The following is a 14,288-nucleotide window of genomic DNA, read 5'->3' as shown; positions in this document are numbered from 1 at the left end:
CCGGACGGACCGCGCGCCGGCCACACCGATGCCGATCACGAATGTCGACCACGGAACAAGGGAGGACTGCCATGACGTACGTGGTGCCCTACAGCGGTATCTCGAACCGGCTGGGCGAGGAGGAGATCAAGGCCGTCGGCGAGGCGCTGCGGCAGGACACGCTGGCGATGGGACCGCGCGGCAAGGAGTTCGAGCGGCTGCTCGCCGAGCGCCTCGGCTCGCCGCACGCGCAGGCGACCAGCTCCTGCACGACCGCGCTGTTCCTGGCCGCCCAGGTGCTCGAGCTGCAGCCGGGCGACGAGGTGATCACCACGCCGCAGACGTTCTGGGTGACGACCTGGCCGCTGCAGGCCCGCGGCTGCGTCGTCAAGTTCGCCGACGTCGACCCCGACACGCTCAACATCGACCCGACGACCATCGAGCCGCTCATCACCGAGCGGACCAAGTCGATCTGGGTCGTGCACTTCGGCGGCCAGGCCGTCGACATGGACCCGGTCATGGAGATCGCGCAGCGGCACGGCCTCACCGTCGTCGAGGACTGCGCGCACGCCGCCGGCGCCACCTACAAGGGCCGCGCGCTCGGCACCATCGGCGACATCGGCTGCTTCAGCTTCCACTCGCTGAAGAACATGACCACCGGCGAGGGCGGCGCGTTCGTCACCCGCCACGACCGCTACGCCGAGATGGCGCGCGCGCTCGGCACCATCCACAACTACGGCGAGATGGTCGAGCGCGACGACCAGCGCATCGGCCCGCACGCGCAGCCCGCCTACTACAAGGACGCGCACGTGCTGCGCTCCTACACCCACGACTACGCCGGCGGGCGCTACCTCGTCGGCAACAACTTCCGGATGAGCGAGCTGAGCGCCGCGCTCGGCGTCGTCCAGCTCGGCAAGCTCGACCGGCTCAACGGGCGCCGCCGGGAGATCGCGCACCGGCTCGACGACGGGCTCAACGGCGTGCGGGGCATCGGCGTCCAGTCCGAGAAGCCCTACGCCCACCACGTCTACCACCTCTACACGTGCTTCTACGACCCCGAGGTCGTCGGCGCCCCGAAGGACGACTTCATCCGCCATCTGCAGGAAAAGGAGGGGATCGAGATCGTCATCCGGTACTTCCCGATCCACCTGCTCCCGGAGTTCCGGGCGCTCGGACATCGCTACGGGGAGTGCCCGGTCGCCGAGAAGACCTACTTCGAGCACCAGATCCAGCTGCCCATCTACGACCACCTCACCGACGCGCAGGTGGAGCACATGATCGCCGCGGTGCGCCGCGGCGTCGCCGAACTCGGCGGGGGCCGCTGACCCGGCCCCGCGCGTCCGCACACAACCCCCTCGTGCGCCCGCCAGGGTGCACATGACGTCTGGAGCCTCACCATGGGCAAGACAACGAACGGTTCACGCCCCCAGCGGAAGGTGGTCGCCGTCACCGGCGGCTCCGGCTTCGTCGGGAGCAATCTCGTGGCCCGGCTGGTCGACGACGGCAACGAGGTCGTCGTCGTCGACCTGGCCCAGCCGGCACCGGAGCTGGGCGCCCTGCCGGGCGTCCAGCACCGGCGCGCGGACCTGCGCGACTACGGCGAGACGCTGCTGGCGCTGCGCGGCGTCGACATCGTCTACCACCTGGCGGGCAACGCCAGCGGCACCCTGTCCGTGCAGAACCCGAGGTTCGACTTCCAGGTCAACGGCCTCGGCACCTGCAACGTCGGCAACGCCTGCGTGGAGAACCAGGTCGGGCGGCTGGTGTACATGTCCTCGGCGATCGTCTACGGCACGCCGCAGACGTTCCCGATGACCGAGGAGCACCCGATCGCGCCGTTCCTGCCGTACGGGGCGTCCAAGCTGTCCGGCGAGCTGACGCTGCGCAGCCTGCACGACGCCCTCGGCCTGCAGGTGATGATCGCCCGGTCGTTCGTGGTGTACGGGCCCGGCGAGGACCCGCGCACCGCCGGCGGGGAGGTGTCGCAGTTCCTGCGCTGGCAGCTGAACGAGCTGCCGATCCCCGTCGTCGGCGACATCGACCGCAAGACCCGCGACTTCGTGCACGTCGCGGACGTGGCCTCGGCCCTGGTCACCATCGCCGAGAACGGGGTGCCGGGGGAGGTCTACAACATGGGCAGCGGACGCGAGGTGTCCATGCGGGCCCTCGCCGACGCCGTCGCGGTCGCCACCGGCAAGCCGGCCCGGCTGAAGCCGGACGAGTCGGAGCTGGCCGACAGCTTCCGGCTGGTGGCCGACATCTCCAAGCTGCGCGGCATCGGGTACGAGCCGAAGATCACGCTCGCGGCGGGCCTGAAGTCGCTCGCCGAGCATCTCGGCCCGTTCCCCGAGCTGCCCAGCGTCACCGTCGCCTTCAGCCGCGAGCCCGCCGTCCAGGCGTGACCGCCGCCCCGCAGGCGTCGCCCGCGCCGGCCGAGCCGGCGTAGGAACGTTCCAAGAAATTCACTCCCGACGGCCCGCGCGAGCGTGCCCGGCACCGGCCGGGACGCCGATCGCGCGGGCCCTCGGTTCGAGCCCGCGCCCGCCGGCCCCGAGCGGCGGTCCTGCGGCGGGCCGAGCACCGCACCCACACCCCAGGGGAGTCGAGCATGCCCAGAAGCAGGACACGAGGCGGGCCCCGCGCGGGCACCGACGACGCCGGCGCCGGCCCCCCGGTGCCGCCGCACGTCGCCCGCGGCCGGGCCGCGCGCGCCGCCGTCGGCGCGATCTTCTTCGCCAACGGCGCCGCGTTCTCCACCTGGGCCGCCCGGGTGCCCGACGTGCGGGACGCGCTGGAGCTGTCCCCCGGCCAGCTGTCGATCGCGCTGACCGGCCTGGCCGCCGGCGCCTTAGCGGGACTGCCGCTGGCCGGGCTGCTCATCGCCCGGCTCGGCAGCCGGCGCATCCTGGCCGGCGCCGGCATCTACCTCGGCGCGCTGCCGCTCGTCGCGCTGGCCCCGCGGCTGAGCTGCCTGACCGGGGCGCTCACCGTGTTCGCCGTCGCCAACAGCGTCGTGGACGTCGCGATGAACACCCAGGGCGCCCTCGCCGAACGGCTCAGCGCCCGCCCGCTGATGGGCGGCTTCCACGCCATGTTCAGCCTCGGCGGCGTCACCGGCGCCGCGGCCGGCGGCCTGGCGGCGCACTCCGGGCTCAACCCCGAGACGCATTTCCTGCTGGTCGCCGTGCTGCTGTCGACGCTGTGCGCCGTCGCGACCGCGTTCCTGCCGCCCGACGCGCGCAACGCCGGCGGCCCCGGGCCGTCGGTGGCCCGTCCCGGCCGCGGCGTGTGGACGCCCGGCCTGGTGGCGTTCTGCGCCCTGATGGGGGAGGGGACGGTGAACGACTGGGGGTCGGTGTACCTGCGCGACGTCGCCGGCGCGCCGCCCTGGCTGGCGGCCGCCGGGTTCGCGGTGTTCTCCGCCGGGATGGTGGTCGGGCGGCTCGCCGCCGACCGGATCCGCGCCCGCACCGGCTCGCACCGGTTCCTGTTCGGCTGCGCGACGCTCGCCGCGACCGGCGCCGTGGTCGCCCTCGCGCTGCCGTTCACCTGGACGAGCCTGGCCGGGTACGCGCTGATCGGGCTCGGGCTGGCCGCCGTCGTCCCGGTCACCTTCAGCCACGTGGCGCGGCGCGCGCCCGGCGCGCCCGGGCCCGCGATCGCCGCCGCGTCCACCATCGGCTACGTCGGGTTCCTGGCGGGGCCGCCGATCATCGGCGCGCTCACCGGGACCGCCGGGCTGCACGCGGTGATGGTGGTCTTCCTCGCCCTGATGATCGTCGTGGTGGCGCTCGCGCCGCGGCTGCGCGACGACTTCGCCGAGTAGGCACCTCCTAGAGTGGGCACCGCCCGTCCCCGACCGTGAAAGGCGTGCGCCATGTCCCTGGCCGTCTGCGTGTTCTGCTCCTCCAGTGCCAAGATCGACCGGCGGTACGTCGACCTCGCCGCCGAGGTCGGGGACGAGCTGGCCCGGCGCGGGCACAGCCTGGTCAGCGGCGGCGGCCGGGTCTCCTGCATGGGCGCCGTCGCCCGCGCCGCCCGGGCCGGCGGCGCCCGCACCGTCGGGGTGATCCCGGCGGGGCTGGCCGACCTGGAGGTGTCCGACGACGAGAGCGACGAGCTGGTCGTCACGCCCGACATGCGCAGCCGCAAGGGCGAGATGGACCGGCGCAGCGACGCGTTCCTGATCCTGCCGGGCGGCATCGGCACGCTGGAGGAGCTGTTCGAGATCTGGACGGCCCGGACGCTCGGCATGCACGACAAGGCGGTGGTGATCCTCGACCCGACCGGGGTGTACGAGCCGCTCCGCGAGCTGATGAAGGGGCTCACCGAGCAGGGCTTCGCCCGGCCGAAGATCTGGGACGCCGTCGGCTGGACGGCCGACGTGTCCGAGGCGTTCGATCTGCTGGAACGGTCCCAGCCGAAGATCGCGATGAGCGTCGAGGACTACGCCGAGGCCGAGCTGTGAACCCCGCCGGCGGCCGCCCGGACCAAGATTGTCCTGGGGGTTTGCCGTCCGGCAGATGATCGTTCACCTCCGGTTCAGCGCCGGCCGCGACGCTCCTGCGTGATCCCCTCATGCTGAAGGAGACCGCACATGTCCGTGACCCGTCGCGGTGTCATGAAGGGCGGCGCGGCCGGCGCGCTGTCCATCGCCCTGGCCGGAAGCCTCGATTCGGTCTTCCAGACCTCCGCGGGCGCCGATACCGGTGAGGCCTACGGCTACGGCCCGCTGATCCCCGACCCCAAGGGCGTTCTGGACCTGCCCGAGGGCTTCTCGTACAAGACGCTGTCGACCGAGGGCGACCCGATCTCCGACGGCGTCGTCGTCCCGGGCCACCACGACGGCACGGCCACGTTCCCCGGCAGTAAGCCGGGGAACACCCGGCTCGTCCGCAACCACGAGCAGAGCAACAACGGCACCCGCGCCGTGGCGCCCGCCGCGCTCACCTACGACCCGGCGGCCAACGGCGGCACCACGACACTGGAGGTCGACAAGGACGGCAACCTGCTGTCGCAGTACGTGAGCCTTGCGGGGACGTCCACCAACTGCGCCGGTGGACGCACCCCGTGGGGCACGTGGCTGAGCTGCGAGGAGACGGAGGGGTTCACCGGGCAGACCAAGAGCCACGGCTGGGTCTTCGAGGTCGACCCCAACGGCAAGCGCACCGAGCCGGTCCCGCTGACCGGCCTCGGCCGCTTCGCGCACGAGGCCGTCGCCGTCGACCCCGACACCCTCACCGCGTACCTCACCGAGGACGCGCACGGCCCGTTCGGTCTGCTCTACCGGTTCCGCCCGCGCGCACACCGCGGCGACTACCACGCCTACCTGCAGGGCGGACGGCTCGAAGCGCTGAACGTCCGGGGCGTCCCGGATCTGTCCGCCGTCCAGGAGCCCGGCACCAAGCTGCACTGCCGCTGGGTGGCCGTGCCGGATCCGTCCGCGAAGACCGAGTCGACCCGCATGCAGTTCGACACGATCACCCGCAGCCAGAAGCTCGAAGGCGCCTGGTGGGGCCACGGCAAGGCGTACTTCGTCTGCTCCTTCTCCCACAAGGCCGACGGCGGCGCCGCCGACCACGCCGGGCAGGTCTGGACCTACGACCCGCGCACGAACGAGATCGAGCTCCAGCTGGTGTTCAAGCCGGGCGGCACGTTCGACGGCCCGGACAACATCACCGTCTCCCCGTACGGCGGCGGCGTGATGCTGGCCGAGGACGGCGACGGCGAGCAGCACCTCGTCGGCACCACCAAGGCCGGCAAGCCGTTCGCGATGGCCCGCAACGCCCTCAACGGCAGCGAGTTCACCGGCGTCACCTTCTCCCCGGACGGCAAGATCCTGTTCGCCAACCGGCAGGAGGGCCCCGGCGTCACGTTCGCGATCACCGGTCCCTGGCACAAGCTCCGCGCCTGAGCCCGGCATCACCGCGACCCGGGTGCCGGGAAGTCCCGGCACCCGGAGGCCTGTCACCAGGACAGGGACCGCCTCCGCTACGCCAGGCCGCGGCGGGCTACCGCCGGGGGCCGGGTGCCGCGGATCGAGGCGACCATGTCGAGGACCTGGCGGACGCCGTCCGCCTGCGACGGCGGCACGCGGAACACGCTCGCGCCCAGCCAGGCGTACACCGACGCCGCGGCCATCAGCCCGGGATCGGGCTCCGCCGCGTCCGACTCCAGCGTCACCAGGACGGCACCGGACGGCCCGGCCCGCTCCACCAGCTCGCTCACCCGGGACGCCGGCGGGGCCGTGCCCGCGTCCACGGTGCCGTCCGGCGCCGGTTCCGGGCCGGTCAGGATCGTGCTCTCCCGCGTCCCCGCGCCATGCTCGTGCAACCCCATGGGCCCAAGCGTGGCACGATCGGGGGTGGGGAGTCGCCGGGAGATCGGAGCGAGATGTTGGTCGTGGTCTTCGTGCTGGCGGGCCTGGCCGTGCTGGGCTCCGTCGTCGTGCTCGCGATGGGCCGGGGCGGCGAGCTGACCGAGACCCATCCCGACCATCCGCCGCTGCCGCTCGGCGGCGGCCGGCACGTCGCGCCGCGGGACGTCGTCTCGCTGCGCCTGCCCCGCGCGTTCTGGGGGTACCAGGCGCCCGTGGCGGACCAGGCGCTCCGCGAACTCGCCCGCGCCCTCTCCGAGCGCGACGCCCGCGTGGCGGCGCTGGAGCGGCGGCTCGACGACCTGCGGCACGGCGCCTCGGCGGCACCCGAGCCCGAGCGCATCGGCGCGCTGCACGGGCTGCAGGACCCGCGCTTCCCCGAGCAGGAGGCCCCGCCGGCCCGGCTGCGCAAGGACCCGGAGCCGCAGGAGGCGGAGGACGAGCCGGAAACGGGCAAGGAAGGACCATGGGAACTTCCGTGAGCCGCGTCGCCGTGCACGCCGAGGCGTTCTCCGACGCCCCGCCGAAGCGGGTCTTCGAGGTCCTCACCGACTGGCCCCGGCACGCCGAGTGGATGCCGTTCACCCGCGCCGAGGGCGGCCGCGAGATCGGCGCCGAACTGCGCGCGTGGACCGGCGTCGGCCCCGTCGGCTTCCTCGACACCATGATCGTCACCGACTGGCGGGACGGCCGCTTCGTCGCCGTCCGGCACACCGGGCGCGTGGTGCGCGGCGAGGCCTGGTTCGAGGTGCTCCCGTACGGCAGGGGTGCCCGGGTGGTGTGGGCGGAACGCGTCGACCTGCCCCTCGGCGTCCTCGGCCGCGCTGGATGGCTCGTCGCGGGCCCGGTCGTGAAGGCGTTCCTGGCCCTCGGCCTGCGCAGGCTCGCGGCGCTGTCGGCTCGTTCCGCCTGACGGCGGTCGTCCGCCGGATTCGTTCCGCCGGATTCGTTCTGTCGGGGGCATGAGGTAGAACGGGCCGGTGAGCATCGCGATCCGAGGCGAGGACGGGCTGGCCCGCTGCCCGTGGGGGCTGTCGGCCCCCGAATACGTCGCCTACCACGACGACGAGTGGGGCCGTCCCGTCCGCGACGACCAGGGCCTGTACGAGCGGCTGTGCCTGGAGGCGTTCCAGTCCGGCCTGTCCTGGCTGACGATCCTGCGCAAGCGGGAGGGCTTCCGCGCCGCTTTCTGCGGCTTCGACCCCGAGAAGGTCGCCGCGTTCGGGCCGGCGGACGTGGAGCGGCTCATGGCGGACGCGTCGATCGTCCGCAACCGCGCGAAGATCGACGCGGCGATCGGCAACGCCCGCGCCGCCCTCGACCTGCCCGGCGGCCTGGCCGCCACCGCCTGGCGCTACGCCGACCCCGGCGCCCCCGGCCATGCCGACATGTCCGACGTCCCCGCCTACACCGACAACTCCAAGGCCCTCGCCAAGGAGCTGAAGCGGCACGGCTTCCGCTTCGTCGGCCCCACCACCGCCTACGCCCTCATGCAGGCGTGCGGCCTCGTCGACGACCACCTGCTCGACTGCCACCGCCGGGGCGCGTACACCTGACGCGCCCCGGAGCGGCGGCTCGATCAGCGGTCATTCGGCCTTGGCGGCCTCCAGGACCGGGACGGCGGCGGCGCGGCGGGCCGGGAGCGCCGAGGTCGCGAGGGTGACGGCCGCGGCGCCGGCGGCGACGAGGACGAACAGCCACCAGGGCGCGTCCGGCCGCAGGAACGAGCTGCCGGTCGCGACGTGCAGCAGGACGACGGTGCCGAGGGCGGAGCCGATGCCGAGCAGGCCGCCGAGCAGCACGACCGTGGCCGCCTCCCAGCGGACGATCGCCCGGATCTGCGCCACCGTCGCGCCGACCGCGCCGAGCAGCCCGAACTCGCGGGTGCGTTCCGCGACGCTCATCGACACGGTGGTGGCCATCCCGAACAGGGACAGCAGGAGCGACATGCCGATGAACCCGTAGATCACCCGCATCCCCTTGGTCATCGAGCTCGACGCGGTCTTCACGTAGGCGCCCTTGTCCATGACCTCGGTGCCGGGGACGCCGGCGATCGCGCGGGACAGCGCGTCCGCCGAGCCGCCGCTGACCAGGATCGCCTGGGCGGTGGCGTCCGGGTCGAGGCGGTCCATGGTGGACGGGGCGACCAGCGCGCCGTCGGCGAACAGGTGGGACGGGTCGTGGTAGGCGCCCGCGACGGTCAGCGGGATGCGGCCCCGCGCGCCCCGCACGACGATCCGCTGGCCCTTGTGCAGCCCGTTCGCCTTCATGACCGTGGACGTGAGGCCGATCTGGCCGTCGCGCAGGGGCGGCAGGTGCCCGCCGAGGCGCAGGACGGACGGCAGCGCGCCCTGGTCCACCCCCGCCACGGTGACGTACAGCGATGTGGAGTCGTCGTCATCACGGTGTTTCGGCACCGGCGAGACGAGCTTGACGCTGGACGTGGTGAGGGCGGCGGCGTGCGCGACGCCCGGCACGGCGGCGGCCTTGGCCGCGAGGTCGCGGGGGAGCGGCGCCGGGCCCTCCGAGGTGCGGCCGGTCGCGGCGATCGCGTGATCGGCCCGCATCACCTGCCGTCCGGCCTCGTCGAACCGGCCGTTCGCCGACATCACCACCATCGCGGTCGCGCCGACGAGCGCGACGCCGAGCATCAGCGACGAGGCGGCGGACGAGACGCGGCGCGGGCTGCGGGTGATGGTGGCGCGGGCGAGCCGCCCGGCCTCACCGCTGACGGCCATCCCGACCCGCCCGACCAGGCCGCCGAGGGGGCCGACGAAGAACGGGGCGAGGACGGCGAGGGCCGCGACGGTCGTCATGGCGCCCATCAGGATCAGCACGGACGTCCCGGCGGTGCGTTCCGGGCCGGGCGGCTCCTCGGCGCGGATCGCCCAGACGGGGCCGAAGAACATCCACGCGCAGGCGAAGACCGCGAAGGCGCCGGCGAGGCGGGGCCAGCGGCGGCCGGCCGCGTCGTCGGCGCTCGCCGCCCTGAGCGCCTGCATGGGGGAGATGCGCGCCGCCTTCCGCGCGGCCCGCCACGCGGCGAGTTGGGTGACGAAGATTCCGGCGGCGGCGGGGACGGCGAGCGCGATCCAGCCGTACTGCGCGTCGGCGGCGGTGATGTCGAAGCCGTCCTGGGCGAACAGCCTGGTCAGCAGGCCGGAGATGGCGTAGCCGAGCAGCACCCCGCCCGCCGACGCGACCACCCCGAGGACGAGCGCCTCCAGCCGGATCAGCCGTTTGATCTGCCGCGGGGTGGCGCCGATCGCGCCGAGCAGCGCCAGCCGCCGGGTCCGCTGCCGGACGAGGGTGCCGAAGGTGTTGGACACCACGAACAGGCCGACGAACACGGCGATGGACGACAGCATCCCGATGGCGCCGCCGATGGACGCCCCCACGCCCTTGAGGTCGGCGGACTGCGCGTGCCGCACGCCGGCGGCCGTCCGGACGGTGGCGGCGGACCCGAACGCCCGGGACAGCTCCCCGCGCAGCGTCGCCGGCGCGACGCCGGGCGCGGCCTTCACCCAGGCGGTCTGCCAGGTTCCGGCGGGCAGCCCGGCGGCCTGCTGCACGGTGGCGGGCGGTGCGAGCAGCAGGTCGCCGCTCGCGACGGCGCTGTGGCCCTCGACGCTGACGATCCCGACGACCTTCATCGTCCGCGTCTGCTTCGGCATCAGCACGGTCATCGCGTCGCCGGTGCCCAGCTTCCCGGCGCGGGCGGCGTGCCGGGTGAGGGCGACCTCGCCGTCGGCGGCGGGCGCGCGCCCCGACTCCAGGTGGTACGGGTTCAGCGCGGGGACGGGCGTCCAGGGCCGCAGCAGCGTGCGCGCCCCGGCCGGCGGCATGATCGTCTTGTGGTCCGGGCCGCTCGCGGTCACCGGGACCGAGGCGTCCCCGGCCGCGGCGGCGACGCCGGGACGGCCGGCGACCCTCGCGAGGGCCACCTGCCCGTCCGGCACCGCGTACGGGTCGTCGGCGTCCACCGAGCCGCCCTGGACGAGCACGTCCGCGCGGGAGTACTCGCTGGCGTCGCTGCCGGACACCGCCTCCTGCGCCCGCAGCGCGAACTGCAGCGAGCCCGCGATCAGGCCGATGGAGAACAGCGCCGCGAGCATCGTGGCGGCCAGCCGCAGCCAGCCCTCGGCGAACGAGCGCCGCGCGATGAGCCACACGGGGATCAGCCCTCCATCCGGCGCATCACGGCGTGCACGTGGTCGATGGTGGGCGCGGCGAGCTCGTGGACGATCGTCCCGTCGGCGAGGAACAGCACCCGGTCGGCGTGCGCGGCGGCGGCCGGGTCGTGCGTCACCATGATCACGGTCTGGCCGTAGGAGTCCACCGCCGAGCGCAGGAACCCCAGCACCTCCGCGCCCGAGCGCGAGTCCAGGTTGCCGGTCGGCTCGTCGGCGAACAGCACCTCGGGCCGCGTCAGCAGCGCCCGCGCCACCGCGACGCGCTGCTGCTGGCCGCCCGACAGCTCGCCCGGCCGGTGGGCCAGGCGGTCGCGCAGGCCCAGCGCGTCCACGATCGTGTCGAACCACCGCCGGTCCGCGCGGCGGTTCCCGAGCCGCCCGGTCAGCCGGATGTTCTCCTCGGCCGTCAGCATCGGCAGCAGGTTGAACGACTGGAACACGAAGCCGAGCCGGTCGCGGCGCAGCCTGGTCAGCCGCGTCCGCGACAGCCCGGTGATCTCCACGCCGCCGATCAGCACAGAACCGGACGTCACCGTGTCCAGCCCGGCCAGGCAGTGCAGGAACGTCGACTTGCCCGAGCCGGACGGCCCCATGATCGCGGTGAACTGGCCGCGGGCGAACGACGCCGAGACGCCGCGCAGCGCGGTCACCGCGCCGTCGCCCGTCCCGTACGACTTCACCAGCCCGGACGCGACGGCGACGTGGTCGCCGACGCGGCCGGCGGGCGGCGCGGCGGATCGTTGTGTCATGCCCTCAAGCCAACCGCAGGGGGCCCTCCCGCCGCATTGGCGCGCACTCCAGGAACGGGGGTGGGGGCACCCCCACCCCCGTCCAGGAGGAGCCCCTAGCGCCCCTGGAAGGTGGGCTGCTCCTTCTTGAGGAACGCCTCGGTGGCGTTCTGGTGGTCGGCGGTCGCCGCGCACTCGTCCTGGAGCGCGGCCTCGCGCTCCAGCGCTGACGCCAGGTCATGCGAGGCAGCGTGGTCGAGGGCCGCCTTCACCGCGCCGTACGCGACCGTCGGCCCCGCCGCGAGGCGCCGGGCCAGCTCCACCGCCGCGGGCGCCAGCTCGTCCGCCGGGACGACCCGGTTGACCAGCCCCAGCTCCAGTGCCTCGGGCGCCTTCACCGGCTCCCCGAGCAGCAGCAGCTCCGCCGCCTTGGCCCGGCCGACGAGCCGCTGCAGCGTCCACGACATGCCGCTGTCGGGCGCCAGCCCGATCCCGGTGAACGCCGTCGCGAACCGCGCCTTGTCCGAGGCGACCGCGAGGTCGCAGGCGAACGCCAGTGCCGCGCCCGCGCCCGCGGCGACCCCGTTCACCGCCGCGACCACCGGCTTCGCCATGCCCGCGAGCGCCAGCACGATCGGGTTGTAGTGCTTCGTGACCGTGCCGTCCAGCCCCCTGCCGTCCGCCAGGTTGTCGGCATGCTCGCGCAGGTCCTGCCCGGCGCAGAAGGCCCGCCCCGCCCCGGTGAGGATCACCGCGCGGGCCGAGGCGTCCGCGGCCGCCCGCCGCACCGTCTCCAGCAGCGCGCCCTTCATCTCCGCCGTCAGCGAGTTCATCGCGTCCGGGCGGTTCAGTGTGATTGTTCCCACACCCTCGGTCACGTCGTACAGCACGGTCTCGGTCATCGGTGCCCCTCCCGGTCGGCGCTAGATCTTCCCCGGCAACCATCGACGAACCGGGACGCGGCGGGCAAGGGCCGCGCCGATCCCGTACCCCGCGGTGACCGCCCCGAGCCGCACCGGCCCCCCCTTCCGCCCCGCTCCCGCGGACCCGTCCCGCACCGGCCGAACAGCACCCCGCACCCGCTCCCGCCTGCCGTCTTCCGATCTGGAGGCTGATCGTTACCACTTCGCGCCCAGGAGACGAGATAATGGACCACTACTGATGACGCGGATGCGACAGGCGGCCACGCGGCCAACGGTGCCCGGAGGCTCCAAACGGCCCCGAGCGGGGCCTTTAGGCAGGAAGGGGATGCACGCATGGCGGCGATGAAGCCGCGGACGGGAGACGGTCCGCTCGAAGTGACCAAGGAGGGGCGCGGAATCGTCATGCGTGTCCCGCTCGAAGGCGGCGGCCGCCTGGTGGTCGAGCTCTCCGCCGACGAGGCCAAGGAACTGGGCGAGGCCCTCAAGGGCGTCGTGGGCTGACGGCTCCGCCGATCCCGGCCTTCCGGGCGAGGGTCCCGGCCGCGCCGCCGGGGCCGTCGCCCGTCCCGACCACCGAAAACCCGGCGAAAGCTCAGCTCAGGGGGGACCTGCCGCCATGCCCATCGAGACCCGCATCCACGCTGCCGGCGGCACCGTGACCGGCACCGCGGTCGACCTCGGGGCGGAGGCGGTCGCGGTCCCCGTCCGCTCGGGCCCGGTGGCCCCGGACGCGGAGGTCGCCGCCGCCCTGCCGTTCACCCTGGACGAGCTGCTGGCCCTGCACAAGGCCAAGGGCGAGGCGGGCGAGATCGTGGCCGCCCCCGTACGGGTCGGCGATCAGGTGCGCGAGCTGCTGCTGTACGGGGTGGGCGAGGCGACCCCCGCCGACCTGCGCAAGGCCGGCGCCGCGCTGGCCCGCCGGGGCCGCGGCCGCGCCGCCCTCGTCGCGGGCGTCCCCGCGGGCGACCTCGCCGCCTTCGTCGAGGGCGCGCTGCTGGCCTCCTACGAGTTCCGGATCGGCGCCGCCGCGCCCAAGCGCCCGCTCGGCACCCTGGCCGTGCTGACCGAGGCCGGGCCCGCGTCGGACGCGCCCGCGATCGAGCGGGGCACCGCGCGGGCCCGCGCCACCGCCCTCGCCCGCGACCTCGCCAACACCCCGTCCGGCGAGAAGGACCCGTCCTGGCTGGCCGCGCGGGCCGAGCAGGTCGCCGCCGAGGCCGGCCTGACCGTCCGCGTCCGAGGCGAGAAGGAGCTGGTCGAAGGCGGTTTCGGCGGCCTGCTGGCGGTCGGCTCCGGCTCGGCGCGGCCGCCCCGCCTGATCGAGCTGTCCTACACCCCCGAGGGGACGCCCGACCGGCACGTCGTGCTCGTCGGCAAGGGGATCACCTTCGACAGCGGCGGCCTGTCGCTCAAGCCGAACGACGGCATGAAGACCATGAAGACCGACATGGCCGGCGGCGGCGTGGTCATCGCCGTGATGAGCGCGCTGCGCGGCCTCGGCGTCCGCGCCCGCGTCACCGGCCTGGTCGCCGCGGCCGAGAACATGCCGTCCGGCTCGGCGATGCGGCCCGGCGACGTGATCACCCACTTCGGCGGCACGACCTCCGAGGTGCTGAACACCGACGCCGAGGGGCGGCTCGTCCTCGCCGACGCGCTCGCCTACGCCGACGCCGAACTCGACCCCGACGCGGTCGTGGACGTCGCGACGCTCACCGGCGCCGCCAAGGTCGCGCTGGGCCTGCGGCACGGCGCGCTGTTCAGCAACGACGACGCCCTCGCCGCGTCCCTGACCGCCGCCGGCTCCGCGGCGGGCGAGCCGCTGTGGCGGCTGCCGCTCGTCGACGACTACCGCAAGGGGATCGACTCCGACGTCGCCGACGTCGCCAACATGGGCCGCGGCGACTTCAACGGCGGCGCCATCGCGGCCGCCCTGTTCCTGCGCGAGTTCGTCGGCGACCGCACCTGGGCCCACCTGGACGTCGCCGGACCGGGCCGCGCCACCGCCGACGACGCCGAGATCACCCGCGGCGCCACCGGCTACGGCACCCGCCTCCTCCTGGACTGGCTGACCGCCTGACCGCTTGACCAC

14 protein-coding genes are annotated in these 14,288 nt (G+C 74.3%); 10 read left to right on the top strand and 4 right to left on the bottom strand.

Annotation, left to right across the window (positions count from 1 at the left end; all coding sequences use genetic code 11):
- Positions 1-71 precede the first annotated feature (71 nt).
- The 5 genes from ACA514_RS21950 (at position 72) to ACA514_RS21930 (ending at position 5,893) form a co-directional block, all read left to right on the top strand.
- Positions 72-1,304, top strand: coding sequence for a DegT/DnrJ/EryC1/StrS family aminotransferase (locus tag ACA514_RS21950; protein ID WP_375043068.1), 1,233 nt, complete (start codon positions 72-74; stop codon positions 1,302-1,304).
- Between the two features lie 72 nt (positions 1,305-1,376).
- A complete protein-coding gene (locus tag ACA514_RS21945) occupies positions 1,377-2,381 on the top strand; it encodes an NAD-dependent epimerase/dehydratase family protein (protein WP_375043067.1) in 1,005 nt (334 codons plus the stop codon).
- 206 nt (positions 2,382-2,587) lie between these two features.
- Positions 2,588-3,805: an MFS transporter gene (locus ACA514_RS21940; RefSeq protein ID WP_375043066.1), complete on the top strand. Its 1,218-nt coding sequence runs from the start codon at positions 2,588-2,590 to the stop codon at positions 3,803-3,805.
- 51 nt (positions 3,806-3,856) lie between these two features.
- Positions 3,857-4,447 carry a TIGR00730 family Rossman fold protein gene (locus ACA514_RS21935; RefSeq protein ID WP_375043065.1) on the top strand — a complete coding sequence of 197 codons (591 nt, stop codon included), beginning with the start codon at positions 3,857-3,859 and terminating at the stop codon, positions 4,445-4,447.
- 129 nt (positions 4,448-4,576) lie between these two features.
- Positions 4,577-5,893 (top strand): alkaline phosphatase PhoX, encoded by a 1,317-nt coding sequence (locus ACA514_RS21930; RefSeq protein WP_375043064.1) that lies wholly within the window; start codon positions 4,577-4,579, stop codon positions 5,891-5,893.
- Positions 5,894-5,970: 77 nt separating this feature from the next.
- On the opposite strand, the gene ACA514_RS21925 is transcribed toward ACA514_RS21930, so the two are convergent.
- A complete protein-coding gene (locus ACA514_RS21925; RefSeq protein ID WP_375043063.1) occupies positions 5,971-6,318 on the bottom strand; it encodes a hypothetical protein in 348 nt (115 codons plus the stop codon).
- Between the two features lie 54 nt (positions 6,319-6,372).
- Between ACA514_RS21925 and ACA514_RS21920 the strand changes: the two genes are divergently transcribed.
- The 3 genes from ACA514_RS21920 to ACA514_RS21910 all read left to right on the top strand — a co-directional run bounded on the left by ACA514_RS21920 (position 6,373) and on the right by ACA514_RS21910 (position 7,911).
- The gene (locus ACA514_RS21920) at positions 6,373-6,837 is read left to right on the top strand and encodes a hypothetical protein (protein ID WP_375043062.1); all 465 of its coding nucleotides are present in this window, start codon (positions 6,373-6,375) and stop codon (positions 6,835-6,837) included.
- Positions 6,822-7,268: an SRPBCC family protein gene (locus ACA514_RS21915; protein ID WP_375043061.1), complete on the top strand. Its 447-nt coding sequence runs from the start codon at positions 6,822-6,824 to the stop codon at positions 7,266-7,268. The genes ACA514_RS21920 and ACA514_RS21915 overlap by 16 nt, the downstream gene beginning before the upstream one ends.
- 67 nt (positions 7,269-7,335) lie before the next feature.
- Positions 7,336-7,911, top strand: a complete 576-nt coding sequence (locus ACA514_RS21910; protein ID WP_375043060.1) for a DNA-3-methyladenine glycosylase I — start codon at positions 7,336-7,338, stop codon at positions 7,909-7,911.
- 30 nt (positions 7,912-7,941) lie between these two features.
- Here ACA514_RS21910 and ACA514_RS21905 read toward each other — a convergent pair whose 3' ends face one another.
- The 3 genes from ACA514_RS21905 to ACA514_RS21895 form a co-directional block, all read right to left on the bottom strand.
- Positions 7,942-10,527, bottom strand: a complete 2,586-nt coding sequence (locus tag ACA514_RS21905; RefSeq protein WP_375043059.1) for an FtsX-like permease family protein — start codon at positions 10,525-10,527, stop codon at positions 7,942-7,944.
- A 5-nt stretch (positions 10,528-10,532) separates the two neighbouring features.
- Positions 10,533-11,297: an ABC transporter ATP-binding protein gene (locus tag ACA514_RS21900; protein ID WP_375043058.1), complete on the bottom strand. Its 765-nt coding sequence runs from the start codon at positions 11,295-11,297 to the stop codon at positions 10,533-10,535.
- Between the two features lie 95 nt (positions 11,298-11,392).
- Positions 11,393-12,178, bottom strand: a complete 786-nt coding sequence (locus tag ACA514_RS21895; RefSeq protein WP_375043057.1) for an enoyl-CoA hydratase-related protein — start codon at positions 12,176-12,178, stop codon at positions 11,393-11,395.
- A gap of 354 nt (positions 12,179-12,532) precedes the next feature.
- Here ACA514_RS21895 and ACA514_RS21890 point away from each other — a divergent pair, with 354 nt between their 5' ends.
- Both ACA514_RS21890 and ACA514_RS21885 read left to right on the top strand, forming a co-directional pair.
- Positions 12,533-12,700 (top strand): DUF3117 domain-containing protein, encoded by a 168-nt coding sequence (locus ACA514_RS21890; RefSeq protein WP_083946426.1) that lies wholly within the window; start codon positions 12,533-12,535, stop codon positions 12,698-12,700.
- Positions 12,701-12,815: 115 nt separating this feature from the next.
- Positions 12,816-14,276, top strand: a complete 1,461-nt coding sequence (locus ACA514_RS21885; RefSeq protein ID WP_375043056.1) for a leucyl aminopeptidase — start codon at positions 12,816-12,818, stop codon at positions 14,274-14,276.
- The last annotated feature ends 12 nt before the right edge of the window (positions 14,277-14,288 follow it).

This window comes from Actinomadura sp. NTSP31 (assembly GCF_041951385.1).
Taxonomy (GTDB): Bacteria; Actinomycetota; Actinomycetes; order Streptosporangiales; family Streptosporangiaceae; genus Spirillospora; species Spirillospora napierensis.
This window is presented reverse-complemented; position numbering and strand designations above follow the sequence as displayed.

Bases quoted from the DNA above. Each gene is read 5' to 3' on its own strand.
- ACA514_RS21950 (WP_375043068.1), top strand. From the start codon at position 72: ATGACGTACGTGGTGCCCTACAGCGGTATCTCGAACCGGCTGGGCGAG.
- ACA514_RS21945 (WP_375043067.1), top strand. From the start codon at position 1,377: ATGGGCAAGACAACGAACGGTTCACGCCCCCAGCGGAAGGTGGTCGCC.
- ACA514_RS21940 (WP_375043066.1), top strand. From the start codon at position 2,588: ATGCCCAGAAGCAGGACACGAGGCGGGCCCCGCGCGGGCACCGACGAC.
- ACA514_RS21935 (WP_375043065.1), top strand. From the start codon at position 3,857: ATGTCCCTGGCCGTCTGCGTGTTCTGCTCCTCCAGTGCCAAGATCGAC.
- ACA514_RS21930 (WP_375043064.1), top strand. From the start codon at position 4,577: ATGTCCGTGACCCGTCGCGGTGTCATGAAGGGCGGCGCGGCCGGCGCG.
- ACA514_RS21925 (WP_375043063.1), bottom strand. From the start codon at position 6,318: ATGGGGTTGCACGAGCATGGCGCGGGGACGCGGGAGAGCACGATCCTG.
- ACA514_RS21920 (WP_375043062.1), top strand. From the start codon at position 6,373: ATGTTGGTCGTGGTCTTCGTGCTGGCGGGCCTGGCCGTGCTGGGCTCC.
- ACA514_RS21915 (WP_375043061.1), top strand. From the start codon at position 6,822: ATGGGAACTTCCGTGAGCCGCGTCGCCGTGCACGCCGAGGCGTTCTCC.
- ACA514_RS21900 (WP_375043058.1), bottom strand. From the start codon at position 11,297: ATGACACAACGATCCGCCGCGCCGCCCGCCGGCCGCGTCGGCGACCAC.
- ACA514_RS21895 (WP_375043057.1), bottom strand. From the start codon at position 12,178: ATGACCGAGACCGTGCTGTACGACGTGACCGAGGGTGTGGGAACAATC.
- ACA514_RS21890 (WP_083946426.1), top strand. From the start codon at position 12,533: ATGGCGGCGATGAAGCCGCGGACGGGAGACGGTCCGCTCGAAGTGACC.
- ACA514_RS21885 (WP_375043056.1), top strand. From the start codon at position 12,816: ATGCCCATCGAGACCCGCATCCACGCTGCCGGCGGCACCGTGACCGGC.